Source organism: Flavobacterium sp. ABG (assembly GCF_001027725.1).
GTDB classification, from domain to species: domain Bacteria; phylum Bacteroidota; class Bacteroidia; order Flavobacteriales; family Flavobacteriaceae; genus Flavobacterium; species Flavobacterium cupriresistens.
The window spans coordinates 1-21,319 of the sequence record NZ_LEKS01000010.1; the positions used below are offsets into that span (position 1 = coordinate 1).

Here is a 21,319-nt window from a genome sequence, read left to right on the forward strand (position 1 = left end):
AAAGCCAAAGCGGATGCAGAAGCATTACAAGCAAAACTTGCAGCCGATGCAAAAGCAAAAGCAGATGCAGAAGCACTACAAGCAAAACTAGCAGCTGATGCAAAAGCCAAAGCAGATGCAGAAGCATTACAAGCAAAACTAGCAGCCGATGCTAAAGCCAAAGCCGATGCAGAAGCATTACAAGCGAAATTAGCAGCAGACGCAAAAGCCAAAGCCGATGCAAAAGCGAAAGCCGACGCAGAAGCATTGCAAGAGAAATTAGCAGCTGATGCCAAAGCGAAAGCCGATGCAGAAGCACTACAAGCAAAACTAGCAGCTGACGCCAAAGCGAAAGCGGATATGGAAGCATTACAAGCTAAGTTATTGGCAGATGCTAAAGTTAAGGCGGATGCAGAAGCTACTGCCAAAGCACAAGCTGATGCAGAAGCTAAAAAATTACAATTAGAAGAAGAAGAGCGCCAGGCAAAATTAGCAGCAGATGCCAAAGCCAAAGCGGATGCAGAAGCATTACAAGCTAAGTTAGCAGCCGATGCCAAAGCGAAAGCTGATGCAGAAGCGTTACAAGCTAAGTTAGCAGCCGACGCAAAAGCGAAAGCCGATGCAGAAGCAGATGCCAAAGCGAAAGCTGATGCGGAAGCATTACAAGCGAAATTAGCAGCCGACGCTAAAGCGAAAGCCGATGCAGAAGCGTTACAAGCAAAATTAGCAGCAGACGCCAAAGCGAAAGCTGATGCAGAAGCATTAGAAGCGAAATTAGCAGCAGACGCCAAAGCGAAAGCCGATGCAGAAGCACTTCAGGCGAAATTAGCAGCCGACGCAAAAGCGAAAGCCGATGCAGAAGCATTACAAGCGAAATTAGAAGCTGATGCCAAATCTAAAGCCGATGCAGAAGCACTTCAGGCAAAACTAGCAGCAGATGCTAAAGCTAAAGCAGATATGGAAGCAGCGCAAGCTAAGTTATTAGCAGATGCCAGAGCTAAAGCGGATGCAGAAGCAAATGAAAAATTACAAGCTGAAGAAGAAACAAGACAATTAAAACTGGCTGAAGAAGCACGTGAAGCAAAATTATTAGCAGATGCCAAAGCCAAAGCTGATGCGGTAGCGCTACAAGCAAAACTAGCGGCAGATGCAGCAGCAGTAGCAGCAGCAAAAGCGGCTTCAGCACCGAAAGATGATACAGCAAGAGCGATTGACAATTTAACGCAGTCTTTAGATGCTTCAGGAAAAACACAAAGTGATTTATTGGAACAGTTTAATGCAACGGTAGCCAACAAACAAAAAGATTTGGACGACTTAAGAGAAGAGAATGACTTAAGCGATAAAGGGATCTACAAAGAGCCTAAACCGTTCAAAAGTGTTGCTGCTGAAAACAGTCAGTTAGAAGCTTTAAAATCACAATTGGCTGATGCAAACAGAATACAAAAAGACGAGATTGCTAAACTGACAAATTTATACAACGAAAGACTTAAAAAAGTACCAAATAAAAATGATGCTTTAAACAAAGCTTATTTGGAGAAAATAAATCAGTTGAAAGCAGCACAGCTTAAAATGGAACAAGACAGTGCAGCTTTACTTGCCAATTTAGAACGTATTAAGGCAGAAACTGAAATTGAGAAAAAACGTAGAATTAAACGAGCTGCATACGAAAATGATCAAGGAAGATATGAACAGGATTTGGCTGCTCTTAAACGTATAAAAGAAACAACAAAACTAAGTAATACACCACTAACAGCAAGTGATTTTGATTTTGGAGAAGATCAGTCAAACATGCAGATTATTAAGAATATTAAAAATTCTGACAATGGGTATTATTTAATTGTTGCTGTACACAGCAGTGTGGAGAAGAGAGATGAATTCCTTGCCAAAGCAGTAGCTTCAGGAGTTTCAAATGTGAATTTCTTTTATAATGTGACAACAAGTAAATATTACATTTATTACGATAAATTCGAAGGATTATCAGATGCTCAAAAAGCACTGGAAGCTAAAGGCAGCAAACCATACAATGGGAAAATGGTTATCGCTAAAGTGGAAAATTAATATCAATAAAAAGTTGTGCCCTTCTTAATTTTTGGGAAGAGTCTAAATAATAAAATTTTAAAATACTAATTGTTTTTATTCACTAATGCCCCTTAGAGAATAAAGTTTAAGTAAATAAAAAGGACTATGAAAAAACCTACTATTTTTAAAACGTTAATCGCAGTTGTACTGTTATTGCTAAGTTTTTCTTCTTATTCTCAGTTAAGAAAAAGCTTCAGTTCGCGATATACGACCAGTTTGAATGGAGATATTTTAGTTATTGGAAACAATATCTTAAATAGAGATAACGGAACTGGGCAAAAGCCAAATGATGCGTATAATGATGTTGGTAGTGGAAGTCAGTACAATGACCGATTCGATATGCGAAATATTGATATCGACAATGAAACCAGCTTTAATTCAAGTTCTGCAACATTAACAATTCCACAAGCCAGTAAAAGCTGTTTTGAAATTGTTTATGCTGCTTTATATTGGTCAGGAACCTATCAAGGATCTGATCGAAGCAAAATCAATCAAGTTAGATTAAAAACACCTGAAGCAGGTGCTGCTTATAAAGCGATTACCGGTACACTAATTTATGATGAAGGAGGTACAGGTGTTACGGATGTATATAAATCAAAGCCATATGCTTGTTTTAAAGACATTACTGACGAAGTTAAAGCAGCGAAAGAAGGTGTTTATACAGTAGCTGATTTAGTATGTTCTGAGGGGATCTTAAATGGTGACGGTGGTAATTCTGCCGGTTGGTCTATTTTTGTGATTTATAAAGATCCGTTGCTTCCAAGTAAATATATTACCAGTTTTGATGGTTTTAGTATTATCAGAAGTACTGATGCACCATTAGATATTCCTATTTCGGGTTTTAGAACGAATCCTTTTGGAGACGTAAATGTAAAATTAGCTTTTAGTGCATTAGAAGGGGATAATAGAATTACAGGTGATGGTCTTTTCATTAAAGGAGCAAAATCAGCTGCTTACGGACCGATTAAATCTCTAGTGAGACCCATCACATTCAGTGAGCCAAACTTTTTTAACAGTACCATAACTGATGGAGATATTATTCTGGCGGGTCGACAACCAGCCAGTAGAAATACATTAGGTTATGATGCCGGTGTTATTAAGGTTGATAATGATAAGAATAAAATAATGCAGAATGATGAGACCAATGCTACGCTTAGGATTAGTACATCAGGAGACTCTTATTTTATGTTTTTTAATGCATTATCGGTAGAAATTATCGCTCCGAAAATAGTACTTAAAAAGAATGTATTAGATGAAGATGATAATAATATAGGATCGCAACCGGTAAAACTGGATCAGGAACTTAGATATGAAATTAAATTTAGAAATGAAGGTAATGACAATGCTAAAAGGTTTACTATTACCGACGTTCTTCCTAATAATGTAATTTTTAATGGTACAGCGGATATCTTAAAAACGTATCCGGGTATTAATGCTACTTATACAGCGGCAACAAGAACACTGGTATTTAGTATACCGGATAGTTTTGTTCCTGCAGATGGAGCAGAGTACATTCTTAAGTTTAAAGTTAGAGTCGTAAAAGATTGCAATGAATTAGTGGATGCCTGTTCTAATGAAATAAAAAACACGGCTATTTCTAAATATTATGGAGATAAAAATACCAGTCCGGAAGGATTTGGTGAAGGTAGTTTTTCTACTATTTCTTCCTGTAATGTTGGAGAGCCTACATCGACCAATTTCTTAGTTGGTATTGATGATTGTAAGTTTATAAAGGATGTATCAATATGTGATAGTGCCATTCTAAAAGCAGCGGGTGGTTATACTACTTATGTATGGAAGGACAAAAATGGGGTTGTTTTTGGGGGTAATAATCAGCAAGTAACAGTAACTAAAGCTGGAACTTATACTGTCGAAAATAGTGGTACGGTAGATTGTAAAGACATCATACAAACTTTTAACGTAATTGATTATCTTACAGGAGCTAAGAAAAATCCAATTAAAGGAGACAACATAGATCCTCTAACAGGTGAGGTGATTAATTGTGTGCGAGACGGTAAACCTTTTCCTAAAATCTTTTTATGTGGTTTAAACGATAAAAGACCATTAGTGACCGGAATTATTGGAGCAGAAAGTATTGTTTGGCAGGAAACTAAAGATCTTCCGGCAACTCCGGGCCCGGATACCTGTCCTTATGAAGGAGCAACAAACTGGACAACTGTTCAAACCGGACCTGACTATATTGCCGACAGACCTGGTGTCTTTAGACTTGTAGTGAATTATGGTAATACTTGTATCGCGACTTATTATTTTAATGTATATCAAAATTTACTAGATCCAAAAGCAGATAAACAAGATATTATTTGTGATACTAAGGGATCGATCACGGTTACAAACCCGCTTCCAAATACCGGATATTCTTATAGTCTTGACGGTGTAAACTACCAAGCTTCAAATGTATTTAATAATTTAGCGAAAGGGTCTTATGATGTTCAGATCAGACAGACTGTATTTGTAAACGGAGAAATTTCATCTTGTCCGTTTCATGTTCAAGTGAATGTCGAAGAACTTATTTTTAGCACAGAAATTACAGCAACACATCCACGTTGTAACGGTGAATTAGGGACAGTAAAAGCGGTTATTAATAATGTACCGGGTCAATTCAGATTTATCTTAAGAGCAGTGGGAAGTACTGTTGAGATTCAGAATTCAGGACTTATTGATAATAATTATGTAACATTTACAGGTGTTGCACCAGGTAAGTATGAGGTTTTAAGCACAACAAATCATAATGGTTGTAACAAAATCGACGAAATAGAAGTTTTCGATTATCGTTTAACAGCTTCGGCTAATCTTACTAAACCACTTACAGCTTGTGCTAATGGTGAAATTTTAGTATCAGTAAGCGGTGGAACTCCAAGACCAGGACCACCACCTTATTATTTATACTATGTAAATGGTAGTACAGATTATGTTACAGATCCTAAAATTCCGGTAACAAGACCTTTACCGGCTAGTGGAGAATACAATATTGTGGTAGTAGATGATAAGGGATGTCGTGTTACAATACCACCAATAAAAGTTACGGATATTCTTAAACCTACTGTAACATTCAATACCAAAAATGGTAAATGTTATAATGATAACGGAGGTGAAATTTCAATGGTGGTTACGCCATCAAATTCTGGTTATACAGTTTCTTATAATGTAGATGGTGGTGCTTATACTACATCGCCTACTACTAACCTGAATCCGGGTAAATACAGTGTAATCGTTAAATATACTTATGGTACAGATGAATGTTTTGATCTGGCCAGAGAAGTAATTGTTGGAGGTCCAGCATCAAAATTGACTGCATCAGCGGGAGTTGCCGAATTATCAGGTTGCGGACCAACTGGTCATGAAAACCAAGGATTGGTAAGAATTACAAATGCTCAGGGAGGTATTCCTTTCGCTGCGCCAAATTTATACCGTTATAGTTTTGATGGTGGAGGTACATGGATTACTTCAAATCAGGCTTATGTAGAGCCAAGAGCCACACCTTATGTTTTATTGATTAAGGATGCTGCAGATTGTATTTATGAAATGTCGGGTATTGTTTTAGATCCGAAACCGGCTGATCCGGTTTTCACTGTACAACCAACAGCCTATACTTGTGACGGAAAAGGAACCACTACGGTTACCGTAACAACCGATCCAAGTACGTCTTATACCTATGAGTATTATTTAGGAACAACCTTAAATACTAATGTGCCACCAAATGTCTTTAAAGATGTTCCGGCCGGTACTTACGATATTATTGTAAAATATAAATTAGTTGGTGCTCCAACTTTCAGTAATTTATTAAATGAAGATTTCAGCAATGGACCTGATACAACTTCCCCTGGAATTAATACCGTTTATTGTCTTGAAAGACAAGATAACGTGGTTGATTGCGCCCGATTTAATTCGGTTTTACTTAATGACGGAGAGTATGTTGTTACAAAGGCATTATTAGCAGCACATAATCTTTATTTTGGATGGGTATTACCAAAAGATCATACAGCGGTATTAAATAACACCCCTAATATAAAAGACGGACGATTTTTAGCAATTAATATTGGTGGTAAGGATGAAGATATTCCTGAAGGAACAATCATATACAGTAAACCAATACACGATATCATACCTGATCAGGATGTTAAGGTTACTTTTTATGCTATGAACTTGTTGAAAAAGACTACTCGAAAAGAAGCTCCGGATTTAACAATTGAACTTCATAAAAATGGTTCTGTAGTTCCAGGAGCTACAGTAAAGACCGCTAAAATTTCCGCAAACGAGCAATGGAATAAATTTGAGTTGACAATAAATCCAGGGAATAATAAAGATTTGGATTTTGTAATTAAAACAAACGTTGCAATCTCTGAAGGTAGTGATTTGGCTGTTGATGACATTTTGGTATATCAATTACCAAAATCATGTTTGTCTGAGCAGAAGCTTAAACTTATTATTCAAGATAAAAAAGCATTTACAGCTACTGTAAAAGGAATTAAAAATATAAAATGTAACGGAGACAAAGATGGTGGTTTCAGTATTGTTGCTGAAAATTTCGATACAGCGAAAGGTTACTTTTATTCCATAGATGGAGGAGCGACATGGGCAAAATCAACAACTGCTCAAGTCGATATTTCAGGTAAAGCAGCTGGTGACTATGATGTTCGTGTAAGATACGATGACCCTGCAGCACCGTCAGGAATACTTTGTAGTGTTACGATACTTACAAAAATTACGACACCTACTCCATTCGTTCTAACAGCTAAAGCAAGTATTGCAAATTGTAAAACCAATGCAACCGTTACAGTAACGGCGGCCGGAGGGGTTGAACCTTATGTTGTAACATTAAAAGATAAAAATTCACCGTTTACTAAAACTTTCCCAGCGGATGGAATACTAACGAATATCCCACCAGGAACTTATACGGTAACCGGAACAGACGGAAATTTATGTCCGGGTACTACAGGTACAGATTTAATTATTGATAAACCGGTAAAACCTACAGCAGAAGTAGTGGCCAATACAGGTTTGTGTTTTGATAATAATAAAGCGGAAATTACGGTTACTATTAACGGTGGTATAGGACCATATACTTACCAGGTAAAAGTTAACGGCGGAACTTACAGCGATCCTAGTCCTAGTTTTGCAGGGCCAAGTTTTAAGTACACGGCAACGGCTACAGGAACGTATGACTTCTTAATTACAGATGATAATAATTGTGAAGCTCTTGCAGTAAGCCAAAAAATTGACGCCAAAATTACGGCGAAAACAGAAATTAAAAATACACTAAGCTGTGACCCGGTTGCGCCAAATGCTACTATAGAAGTTACTATAGAAGGTGGTACTGCGCCGTATAAGTATGTGGTTAAAAGAGGTGCTACTATTTTATTTACAAGTGGTACTATTACAGGACCAACTTTTACCTATTCTGCAGATACAGCCGGAACATATACTTTTGATATAGAAGACGCTAACAAATGTACTTTTAGTATTGACCGAAAAGTTGACGGTAAAGTAGCTGTAACAGGAAAAGAAGAAGTAGAAAATGTAACTTGTTTTGGAGCTAACGATGGTAAAGTTAAACTTATAGGTTTAACAGGAGTAGCTCCGTTTACTTACCAGTTTAATGGTGTTGGAGCCTTTACTACTACAGATACTTATGGTCCGTTGGTAGGTTCAGTTGCTGGTACTACTTATACTTATATCGTTAAAGATGATAAAGGTTGTACCAAATCGTACTCGTTTAAGGTTTTCCAACCTGCAGATTTAGCAGGTACAGCTTCAATAACAACCCCATATACTTGCGATAATCCTGCGACTATTACAGTTGCAAGTGCAAGTCTTTTTGGTGGAAATGGTTCTTATAAGTTTACATTGTATAAAGATGGAGTAGCAGTAGCCGGTCCACAATCAACATATGTATTTGGTAATTTAACAGCAGCGGGTGTTTATACCGTAACTATTACAGATGCCAAATCATGTCCTAAAACAATTCCTGCGGGAACTATAGTAGCGTTAAACCCGCCTAAGGGAATGACACTTACTCCTACAGCAGTAACTTGTCCAACTAATAAAGCGGATGTAACCATTTCAAATGTTGTCAATGCAGCAGGAATTGCTGTGCCAACTACAGGGTTAAAATATAGAATGCTTTTACCTACAGTTGGTGCTTATCAGCCAAGTAACGTATTCGCTGGTTTAGATGCCGGTATTACTTATAAGTTTGAAGTAGCAGATGCAAATAATTGTAAATTCGAGAAAGAAATTTCTATTGCCTCATTGCCAACTATTTCGCTAACAGTTAAATCACAAATCAATGTGATGTGTTTGGGAGATTCTAAAGGATCAGCCATATTTACCGTTTCAGGAATGGGGAATAGTGTAGCTTATAGTTATACAGTAGATTCTGGGGCAGTTCAAACCGGAACATCTCCGGCAGCAGGAACTTCATTTGAGATCTCTGTACCAAATTTAAATGCAGGTACACATTCAATTATTGTTACTAATACAGCAACTACTTGTTTTGCTACGCAAACGGTAAATATTTTAGCACCGACAGTAGCTTTAGCTTTAAATTTACCAACATTAACGCATGTTACTTGTAAGGTAAAAGGAACCGCTATCATAAACGCAGTTGGAGGTTGGTTGCCATACACTTATGTAGTGACACCAACTGCTCCGGCAGGTACTGCTATTACACAAACGGTTAAAACTTTTAATAATTTAACAGCAGGAACGTATTCTGTTGTCGTAACCGATTTAAATGGCTGTTCAAAAACTCAAGATTTCACGATCAATGATAAAGTAGCTATAGACGTAAAAATAGATGTAACCTCAGATTTTTGTGCTAAAGGAGCCGGAGCTACCATAAAAGTATCTCCTAATGCAGCACCAAACTATGTCTATAAGTTAGACAACGGAACCACTCAGAATCATGGAACGTTTACAAATGTAACTCCTGGGGATCATAAAATACTTGTAACAGATACTTTTACAGGGTGTTATGAAACTTTAACAGTGCCAACGATTGCTTCACCAATAACAGCAAGTATCAAGATAGATAAAGATTTGGATTGTTCTCTTGGTTCACCGGATGCAGTAATTAGTGTATTTAATATTGCGGGCGGTTATCCAAATTATAAATACAGAGTTAATACAACAGGTACATTTACTTCGGAACCTTTCACGACACTTTCGACGGGACAAACATCGTTTACGCATCCGGTTAGTAGTGCTGCTACTTATTATTTTGAGATTTCAGACACTAAAACTTGTTCAGCAGTTGTAAATCAAAAGATAAACACATTGGTAAAACCGATTGTTACTTCTGCAACTCCTACTGCTATAAAATGTAAAGGAGGCGCTACAGGAACAATTACGGTAGTAACAAATCCTGTTGCAGGAAGTTATACCTATGTTTTAACACCAACTGCACCAACAACAGGTTCAGTAGTTTCACAAACAACAAGTAATGTATTTACAAATGTAAAAGCAGGAACATATAGTGTTACTGTGATAGATGCAAAAAGCTGTCCTTCTCTACCTGTATCCGTTACAGTTACAGAACCTGCGATTGCTTTGAGTGCTACTGCTAATGCAACAAAATTAAAATGTGGCCCGGCAAATGCACCAGAAGCTGCTACAGTCACTGTAACGGCAATTAATGGTACTCCATTTACAGGAGGAAAATACAAATACGATTATGGTGATGGAAGAGGGTTTGTAGATTCAAATACATTTACAACCGATAAGCCTGGTTTGGTAACAATTACAGTAAAAGACGCCAATGATTGTACAACAACAGCAACTACTACTATACTTGCATTAAAACCACCAAGTGCTTTGATTTTTGCACAGCAACAAGTAATCAGTTGTGATCCTACGAAATTAGATACTGATTTAACAGTAACAATAACGAATGGTATATCACCATTTAAATTCGAAATCACTAGTACAACAGCTGCAATTGCACCGGCAAGACCTGTTGAAACAGGAATTGTTGCGCAGTCGCACACTTTTACAGATTTAGCACCTGGTAAATACTACTTTACTATTACAGATGCTAACGGTTGTACAGTAAGTGATAATTTTGAAATTATCAATGTAACACCAATTAATGTGAACGGTGTAGTTGATACAAACGTAAGTTGTAATGGAGTAAGCGATGGTAAAATTAAGTTTACTGTTGGAGGAAATTCAACAGGTTTTACTTATGTGTTAAAAAACAGCGCTAACGCTACTATTGCTGGAGGAGTTAGAACAGGTAATGTTGTTGTTTTCAGTAACTTACCAGGAGGAACAATATATACGATTACGGTAACAAATCCAACTACAAAATGTAGTAACACGGCTTTTGTAGACCTTGCTAATCCAAGTGTAATTACTATTGCCAGCGCGACGGGGACCAAAGTGTACTGTGACAAGCCTAACACAGAAATTACAGTAACTGCTTCTGGAGGTACAGGTACATTGTATTATGCTGTAGTTTCTGCAAAAGCAGGAACACCAACACCGGTATTCCCGGCAGATTTTACAAATACAAGCGGAATATTTGCTAAAAATACGCTTGTAGATGGTGAAAGTTTCAATGTATTTGTTAGAGACACTAAAGGTTGTCCGGCTACGGGAACTGTTTCTGTAGTACGTGATGCAACACCAACAATAAATCCGATTCCGGTAACTTGTTATACAGGAGGTAATCTTAGTATTACAATGTCAGGAACTGTTTACGCAGGTTCAGGTATTTTATATGGTGTTGACGGGAATTACTCTTCAAACGCAGTTAAAACTATTCCGGGACCTGGTTCTTATGATTTGACTATTAAAGACGATAACGGATGTATATCACCTGTTTTTGTTTTAAATATCAGTAACCAATTAAAACTTACCGTAACACCGGTTAAAGATGTTACTTGTAGTATAGTTGCTCCTTTTACAACCACAAATGCGCAGGTTACATTGTCTGCTGTTGGTGGTGGAGCTACTTATGTTTATGAGTATAGAAAACATCCTTCTATGACTTATTCCCCAGTAGTTGGTACTGTTTTTGAAACGTCATCACCTGGTGATTACTATTTCAAAGTTATTTCTGGCGGATGTGAGGCAGAAAGCACAGTTGCGGTAACCGTTACAACGCCAGTACCTCCGGTTATTACTGCCGTAGCGACAGGAACAAAATGTACTTCTAATAAAGAAGGAACCATTCAAATTTCGGTTACTTCCGGTGGAGTTCTTCCGTTTACTTATACAATTGATAATTGGGTTACAAGTAATACGACGGGGTATTTTACAGATTTAGCGGGAGCAGTAGGAACTGGTTTAGGATACACCTATCAGGTTCGTGATGCTAAAGGTTGTGTGGTGTCAGGAGCGGCGCAAGTATTTGTTGTGGCACCGGATCCTATTGATTTTATTGCAGATGACCAACCAATAAAATGTAATCCATCAGGTGGAGGTTCAAGCTTAGGCTCAATTGAAGTGAAAAATGTTACTGGTGGAACAGGGCAATATACTTATTTCATTAGAAATAATTTTGGTTATCAAGATTCTTATACAACTACGGCCAGAGAAGATCACAAGTTTGATATCATTAATTTTGGTATTTATACTGTTGAAGTGCAAGATGCAAACGGTTGCCCACAACGAAAAGTAGTAGTGATGGCTTCACCTCCAAGTGATTTGGATATAAATATTACGTCAACTACATCGACTTGTGCATCAGGAGGTACTGCAATCGTTCAGGTTGTTGCTTCGGTTGGTAGCGGAAATTATGAGTTTGGAATATTAGAATCTAATGTAGCTCCATATACGACGACCTATTATCCACCAGATGTTCCTAATGGTAGTACAAAAACATTTAATTCTCTTATACCGGGTGTAACTTATACATTTGTGGTGCATGATGTAACAACAAAATGTTATTTCTTAAAATCGGCAAGTGGTCCTATAGCACCATCTTCTAGTTTAGTTGGAACACCAACTGCTCAGAACGTTACTTGTAACGGAGCTGGTGATGGTAAGGTAACATTTACGGTTACAGGATATGCTGGATCGACAACGACTGTTGATTACCAAATTTTCAGAGATCAGGATAATAAGGTGATGAGTCCGGTATTAACGGAGACTATTACAGGTACATCATTTACTAAAACATATCCTGCAACAGGGCCTGGAACATTAATTCCGGGAAGATATTATATCGTATTCACAGAAAAGAACGGAGCTGTTATTGGATGTAAAGCTGCTTCAACTATGTTTGAAATAAAAGAAGCAACAACACCTTTAACATTACTGGCGTCTTCTCTTAAAAATGATAACTGTAATCCAAAGGCTGGTATTGTTAGTGCTCAGGCTTCTGGTGGAGCGGGTTCTTATTTATACCAAATTGTTACGGATAACGGATCAATTGGTTTTAATGCTGCTGATGATACTAAACCAACTGTAGCTTCATTTTTACCTACTCATAGCACAGGTACATTCTATGTGGAGTCAGGAGATTATTTGGTTTGGGTTAAAGACGCCAATAACTGTATTACAGAAAAAACAGTTAAAGTTCTTTTAGATCCAAATCCGGTATTTGCTTTAAGTGTAGTGAATCATTGTGCTTTAGAAGGAGCATTTGCTGTTACGGTTACAGTAACAGACCCAACACCTTCAATGGCGCCATATAAAGTAAGTGTTAATGGTGGAAATCCAGTTCCACTTACCACATTAATTTATACAGCTTCTGGTCTTAATTCCGGAATGCAAACGATTATTATTACGGACAAAAATGGTTGTCCAATTACACATACTATAAACATAAATGCAACGCCAATTGCGGTGGCTACTATCGACAAAGTTTTGGCTTGTTCTGTGACAGGAGCTGTTGTTGAAGATGCTGTTATTCATGTTGAAGTTAAAAATGGAACAACTCCATATACGTACCAGGTTAAGAAAGGCCTTGGTGGTTTTGCAGCATTTACTCCTGTAACAACTGTTGTTGCCGGTGTAACCTCATTTGATTATACGGTTCCTGCAGCTGCTGCAGATACGTATGTATTCAGAATTACAGATTTAAATGGTTGTCCTATTGACACAAATCCTATAACTATTGACGCCATTGTACCAATTGTACCGGCTGCAAATCCTATTCAACCTTTATGTTTTGGAGGTACAGGAAGTGTTAAGTTATCGGCTACAGGTGGGAAAGGACCTTATACATATAGTTTTGATGGATCATTATTCACAACAAAAACTATTTATGACGTTGCGGCCGGAACTTATAATTACATTGTAAAAGATAATTTAGGTTGTGAAGCTCCAGGTTCTGTAATTTTAGGTCAGCCAACAGAAGTATTTATTTCTGCTCCGGTTATTGACCCATTAACTTGCGGTCCTTCAAATGTTGGACAAGACGCTAAAGTTGTTTTGTCTGCAACAGGAGGTAGTGGTAGTTATGAATATAGTTTTAACAATAGTGCGTTCACTACTAAAAACACTTATTACGTTAGTGATACTAAAGCGGATCAATTAAATATTCCATTTAGTGTAAGAGATACAAATGGTTGCGCTAAGTCAGGTACTGTTGATATCCTTAAATTAAACCCTCCATCGGATTTTGATTTGACACCAGGAGTAGCCATTACGTGTACACAATTGACAACAACTGTTGTTGTTTCAGGAGTTGATAATGGTGTTGGTGCCCTTACGTATCAAATTGTTTCACCTGTTAGTGAAATGATTGATAATGGTCCAGTTGCTACTTTCGGAAATATTAAACCGAATATAGATTACGTATTCCAGGTTAAAGATGCAAATGGTTGTATTTTCCAAAGACCATTGCGTATCAATGACGTTACAAAAATTAATATTGTTGTACAATCTACAACAGGTATCACTTGTTCTACAGCCATAGACGGGAAAGCTTCTTTCTTCGTATCAGGTTTTGGTTCAGTGGTAGGAGGAACTTATCGTTATGAATTAGATGGTTTAGCTGCCGTAACAGGTTTAACTGCAGCAAAAATTGATCTGATAGGATTAGCTGCTGGTCCGCATTCTATAAGAGTGTACGATGATGTAACAAATTGTGAAATGACTAAGCCATTTACAATTACTGCTCCGCCTGCTGCACTTACGATGAGTAAAGTGGTTACGCCATTAGGTTGTACTACTTTTGGTGGGGTTGTTATAACAGCTCTGAATGGTTGGGGTAATTACACTTTTAGTGTGACGCAACCTGATACAGTTGTTTTGACAAATACCAACGGAACTTTTAGTGGTCTTACACAAACAGGAACTTATGCTATTGCTGTAAGAGATGCTAACGGTTGCGTGCTAACAGATTCATTTACGTTAACAGCACCGGTTAAGCCAACTATTACAATAGATGCTTCAAATTATTGTTATGTAAGTGATAATTCAACAACTATAAACGTTAGTGCTACTTCTGTAGGTGCGCCACATGCAGTAACACCATACGAGTTTAGTATTGATGGTACAAACTGGCAAACTAGTGGTTCATTCCCAGGTTTAAAACCAGGTGATTACACCATTACAGTTAGAGATATATTTGGTTGTACAGCTACTGCAACAACTAAGATCAATGGTCAGCTTTTTGCTTCGGTAGAAAACAGAAAAGACCTTTATTGTACAGGTGTTCTTGACGGAACAATCAGAGTAAAAGCTGTTGGAGGTTATCCTGCTTACAGCTACACAGTAGCAATAAACGGAGGACTTCCTTCTGCACCGGTAGCATTTGCTAATGCCGCTGCTACTTTTGCTGACTATACGGTAACTGCTGCAGGTAGTTATGTATTTACAGTATACGATACTAAAGGATGTTCTTACCCAATTCCGGCGATTGTTATGACAGCTCCAACTCCGGTTGTGTTTACTGCTACTCCAACTTCGCCAAGTTGTTCAGGTACTCAGGGTACTACAGGAGACGGTTCAATTTTAATTAATTTGGCTGCTTCTAATAATAATCCGGATTATACCTACACTATTCAGCGTACAGCGCCAACGGTTGGTACTGTTGTTACTCAGGTGAATAATCCATTATTTACAGATTTAATTGCAGGTACGTATTCAATTACGGTAACTTCTGCCAGAGGTTGTTCAGATTCTGATAACGTGGTAATTAATGAACCAAATCCGGTTGTAGCTTCGGCTGTTGCTTCGCCATTTACATGTTCTGCTACAAATACTGTTAACACAACAATTGTTACCGTTACTGGTGCAGGTGGTGTAGGAGCAGGTTTAGTTTCAGATTATACGTATAGCGATATCGCAACTGGTAATTGGAAGACTACGAACGTATTCAACGTAGACAACAAATCTGCTCAGACTCTTACATTCTATGTGAAAGATGCAAACGGATGTGTTGATGATGTTCAAATTTCAATAAATGCATTCCCTAGATTGATTTCTGCTACAACTAGTTTAGATACTAAAGCAGATTGTACCAATGCAGGTGAAATTATAAACGTAGTTATTGCTGGTGGTACTGCTAATTTTGAATACCAGGTATATAAAGATGGTGTATTGTTTGGTGGCGTAGTTCAGGTTCCGGTTGGAACAAGTACGTTCAAATACATAGCCGCAGATGCCGGTCATTCATACCAGTTCTTAATCAAAGATAAAACGACTTTATGTACTGTTCTTTCTGATGTTTATAACGTTCCGTTATTTAATATTATGAAAGTAATTGCAAATGCTTCTTCAATGGTAACCTGTGACGGGTTTAGTGATGGAAAAATTACTATTACTATTGAAAATTATACAGGAACTTACAACTACAGAGTGCTTCTTGCAGGAGCCCCTGTAGCTTCAGGAACAGCTATAAATGCAGGTACTAACAATCCGTATATCATTACAGGATTAGCAGCAGGAAAAGATTATGAAGTTGAGGTTACACAAACAGCATACCCTTCTTGTATCGTACTTTCAAATAAAGTAACTCTTACACAACCACCGGTATTAAATATTAGTGGATTGAAAGTAAATGTTGCTAATCAGAATTGTAATACAAAAGGAGCAGTGCTTACGGTAGATAAAACAACTATTGTGGGTGGTACACCGGATTATATCTTTGCTTTTGTACCTGCAGGAACTTTACCGGTTGCTACAGACTACGATGCATCAGGAACTAAAACAATTGCAACGACTAAGATCGCTCCATTGTTTGATGCATGGGATGTTTATGTGAAAGACCTTAACGGTTGTTTTGCTTTCCAAACCGTACAGATTTCTGTAGACCCTCTACCGGTAATTACCGATGTAAAAGTGGCCAGCCAATGTGCAAGCGCTGCAGGGTATAGAATTGATGTTACTGCAAACGGAGTTGGTCCTTTAAAATACAGTTTAGACGGAAAACAATTCCAGGACGATAGTTTCTTTACTGTTTTTGCAGCAGGAAACTACACCGTAACGGTAATGGATGCAAACCAATGTAAAACAACAGCAGCTGCTCCGGTTACGATTTTAAATCCACTTGAGTTGCGTGCAAGAGTTAGTATTATGCCGGTTTGTAATGCTACAAATGGTGAGATTACATTAGAAGCTTTGGGTGGTACTGTTACACCTCCAAACAGTTATGTATATACGAAAGACAATTGGGCTACAAGTCAGGTTCAACCTAACTTTACAAATCTTGCTCCGGGAGTTTATACTTTTAAAGTAAGAGATATTGTTACATTATGTGAAAAAGAAGTAGTAAAAGAAATTGAGGTTCCTACATTGGTAACCGGAATTAAGTTGGCTCCAACAGCTGTTTCTTGTAATGGTGGTTCAGACGGAACTATTACAGTAACGTTAGCTGCATCAAATAATAATCCTAAATATACGTACAGTTTAACTGGTCCAGCCGGATTTACTCCAAGACCAGCTCAGGATTCACCAATTTTCAATGACTTACCATTCGGATTATATACCGTAAGTGTATTGTCAGGAAGAGGATGTCCTGGTACAGCAACTGTTACAGTGCCTCAACCACAAGCTATTACAGTATTGTTGCCAACAGTTACGCAATACCTTTGTACTGCGGGTACTAATGACGCAAACAATGCTACAATCACGGTAACCCCGGGTTCTGTTGCAGGAGGTTCAGGTAATTATGTGATTTACGAATTCTTTAGAAATGGAGTTTCTGTTCAAAAAGACGGCAGAAATACCTTTACAGAATTTGATTATTTAGGTGGTACATACACCGTAACTGTTTTTGATTCTAACAATTGTCAAGGTCAGTCTAACAGTGTTGTTATTGCTCCATATGCTAACATCAGTGATTTAAAAATTGATGTTACTACAATTACTTGTAAAGACGATGAGTCGATTCGTGTTTCGGCAATCTCAACAATAGGAACATTACCAACGTTAACGTATACTCTAGAAGGTGTTGACGGTACGGTTTACCCTATTACATCTAGTCCTACAGGATTGTTTACAGGATTAAAAGTTGGTCTATATAAAATTATCGTGACTAACACGGTAACGGGATGTAGCATGGAAAAATTCCATAAAGTGAATGAGCCAAATACGTTCAAAATCGTAGCTTCAAATGTGAAAAATGTTATTTGTTTTGGTGAGGCTAACGGTAGCGCTACTTTAACATTGGTTGACAACATTGTTCCAACAGATGAAGCCGGTATCTTTACTTATGTGATTACACACAAAGAATCAGGTGCAACTCGTAATGGAGTTACTACTTCGGCTAAATTAGATCTTACCAATTTGGTAAGTGGTACTTATACAGTAGATGCTACATTAAACAGCACTCCATTCTGTCCAGTTCAAACTGAATTTAGTATTGAAGGACCAACAGCTGAATTAACAATTTTAGCATCTAAAGATGATATTACTTGTGCTGTAGGGAATAAAGACGGTAGAATTTCAGCTTCTGCTGAAGGTGGATGGCCAGGTGGTTATGAGTTTAAATTGGTAGGACCTGTAAATGTGGCTTACTCTTCAGATAGAATTTTCCCAGGATTAATTCCGGGATCTTATACGGTATTTGTGAGAGACAGTAAAGGATGTGAAGTTTCTACACCAGTGTTGTTAGAGATTCCAAAACCAATTGACGTTGTGATCAGCGCTACACCATTACTTGCTTGTTATGATGACGAAAATGGAGTGGTTACGATTAATACAGTAACAGGTGGTTCAGGTAACTATACGTATACTTTGAACGGAACTTTAGTAGACGGAACAGTAATCAGCCAACAATCACAAGGAGCCCTGCAATTTACAGGACTTAAAGCCGGAACGTATTCTGTAACGGTTAATGATAGTTGGACTTGTAAAGGAACTTCTAATACAGTGACTATTGCTGAGCCTACAAAAGTTAAGGCTTCACTAGATACGAAAACGAACGAAACTTGTAAAGTTTTCCCAGTTCTTACACTTAGTGCTACAGGAGGTACTGCACCTTATTTCTATAGTGAAGATGGTACCAACTATATTTCAATGACAGGTTCGTCAATTGATATAACGTTACCATTTATAACTACTAAAACGACTTACAAGTATTTTGTAAAAGATGCAAACGGATGTACAAGTTCGGAGTCTAATTATGTAGAAATGCCTGTAATTCCAGCGTTAACATTTGATAAGTTAGTTGATATCGATATCATGTGTAGTGGAAGTGCCACAGGTGCTATTACCGCGATTGCTAAAGGAGGTTTAGGAAACTATATCTATACTTTACAAGATGCTGCAGGAAAAGATATTACTCCAGCTCCGATTCAGCTTACACCAGGTGTCTTTACCGATTTAAAAGTTGGAAGATATATCGTGAAGGTAAGCAGTGTAGATTGTGAGCAACCTTCGGCTGTAATCGATATTACAGAACCAAAAGCACCTTTAACGGCAGTAGCAATTGCTACAGATATAAGCTGTAACGGTTACAATAACGGTATAATAACAGTAAATGCACAAGGTGGAACAGGAGTTTATAAATATGCTATAGAGCCTGAATTCAAACAGTTCTTTGATGATAATAAATTCGTAAACTTGAAACCAGGATTCTACGATGTTATGGTTCAGGATGAAAATGGTTGTTATATCATAATCAAAGATGTTGAGGTTAAACAACCGGATCCAATCGTAGTTACTGAAATTGTAGCCAATACAAAACCAGAACTATGTAAAGATGATAAAGATGGTTATTTTGAAGTAGAAGTAAAAGGCGGAACAGGTCCTTACAGCTATAGTCTGGATAATGATAAAGGACCATTTACAGTTGGTGCAGTTGGACAAACGGTATTTAGTTTCCCTAACCTAATAGGTGGTGGACACACGGTTTACATTATAGACAGTAAAGGTTGTTTTGGTGAGCAGTTGATAACATTACCATTCCCGGTTACGCTTGACCCTAAAGTTAAAATTGATTATCCATGTGTTGATAGCGATCAGGCAACAGCTACTGTTACTGTAAGTGTGGATCCTAGTAATTATGATTTATCACTTATCACGTATGAACTTGACGGTGTTGCTAATACAAATCCGAATAATCCGGTATTTTTAAATGTTGCTCCTGGTCTTCATAAGGTGACTGCAATTCATGCCAACGGCTGTTTCAAGTTCACTGATGATTTCACTGTTAAAGCTTACACCAAATTGACTTTAGCTGAGACTACCGGTCAACAGGAAATGAATGTAATTTCTGTTACGGCTGCTGGTGGATCTCCTGCTTACGAATACAGTTTTGAAGGAGGACCGTTTACATCTTCTAACAAATTTAAATTCTACAAAACAGGAACTTATAAAATTATAGTTAGAGATCAGAATGGTTGTGAAGCTGAATTAAATCTTTACAGAGAATTTGTAGACGTTTGTCTTGACAATTATTTTACACCAAACGGTAGTTATACCGAATGGGGTCCTGGTTGTACCAATATTTACAACAATCTAACGTTCTCTATCTTTGACAGATACGGTCGTGAAGTTGGTAAATACCGTTACGGTCAAAAATGGGACGGTAAATACAATGGTATAGAATTACCTTCTGGTGATTACTGGTATGTTCTTAAACTAAATGATGAGAGAGATATGAGAGAGTTTGTTGGACATTTCACTTTATACAGATAACAAAATAATAGCCCCTATGATGTTATCTAAAAAAATTATTACAATGAAAAAATTAATTTTATCCTTAGTACTTATGGCTGTAACGACAAGTTACAGCCAGGAGTTAAACCTACCGGTATTTACGCAGTATCTTGCCGACAACCCTTTTGTTCTTTCTCCTGCCTATGCAGGTATTGGCGACAATCTTAGAATTAGGGCCAATGGACTTACGCAATGGGTTGGTGTTAAAGACGCTCCTCAAAACCAGTCTGTGTATGCAGATTTCAGGATTCTCGATCGTTCGGGAGTTGGTATTTCGATGTATAATGATAAAAATGGATACACCAGACAAACCGGTGCTAAAGTCTCTTTTGCACACCATTTGATCTTAGATTATTATTCTAAACAATATTTATCATTTGGTATTTCATATAACTTCAATACTTTCCGAATTGATGTTAATGAGTTCGAGAGTACGACCAATAGACCATTGGATGCCTATGTTACAGATGACCGATATACAGCAAACAATAACTTTGATGTCAGTGCCTTATATCGTTTCAAAGATTTTTATGTTAGTTTTAATGCCAACAACCTCTTAAAGAAAAATATAGACAAGTTTGGTGTTACCGGCAAGGATGCCAGCAGAGCTCTTGAACCACGATTGTTATCCAATTATCAGGTATATACCGGATATGTATTTAGAGATTCAGAAAACAGTCGAATAGAATACGAACCATCTGTGTACTACCAGTATTTTGCAAATGATAAACGTTCCAGTACCGATTTTAACTTCAAGTACAGACATTACAACCGTTACGAAGACTATTACTGGGTTGGGGTTTCGTATCGATTCCTGAACGATCAGTTTGGAAAACCTTTGGCAGTAGGACCAATGGCCGGATTTATGAAATCTAAGTTCTACTTCGGGTATTCGTATCAGGTGATGTTCAATGATCTTGGAGCTTACAACTCAGGAACGCACATGGTCACTATCGGATTCGATTTCTTAGGATCTATTAGTAGCTGTCCTTGTACACAAAGTCCGGTTCACGATTAATAAAATTTACAGTTGAGGTATACTGCAAACTAATTTTCTGACAAGATCAGGAGTTTTAGTTTGCAGTATGTTTTAACGGTTAGTATATAAATAAGCATTTTTATCTTTTTTAAATATAAATTTGTTTTTTTTCATAATTTACAACGTTTTCGTTTTCATAGACCC

Annotated in this window: 2 protein-coding genes and 1 pseudogene; all 3 read left to right on the plus strand. The window is 37.6% G+C overall.

Annotation, left to right across the window (positions count from 1 at the left end):
* Positions 1–2,037: pseudogene (locus AB674_RS21875) on the plus strand (hypothetical protein); the annotation flags it as partial.
* 126 nt (positions 2,038–2,163) lie between these two features.
* Complete coding sequence (locus AB674_RS11910; RefSeq protein WP_047776859.1) at positions 2,164–20,115, plus strand: T9SS type B sorting domain-containing protein; 17,952 nt, start codon at positions 2,164–2,166, stop codon at positions 20,113–20,115.
* A 43-nt stretch (positions 20,116–20,158) separates the two neighbouring features.
* Positions 20,159–21,154: a type IX secretion system membrane protein PorP/SprF gene (locus AB674_RS11915; protein ID WP_047777093.1), complete on the plus strand. Its 996-nt coding sequence runs from the start codon at positions 20,159–20,161 to the stop codon at positions 21,152–21,154.
* The last annotated feature ends 165 nt before the right edge of the window (positions 21,155–21,319 follow it).

Bases quoted from the DNA above. Each gene is read 5' to 3' on its own strand.
- AB674_RS11910 (WP_047776859.1), top strand. From the start codon at position 2,164: ATGAAAAAACCTACTATTTTTAAAACGTTAATCGCAGTTGTACTGTTA.
- AB674_RS11915 (WP_047777093.1), top strand. From the start codon at position 20,159: ATGAAAAAATTAATTTTATCCTTAGTACTTATGGCTGTAACGACAAGT.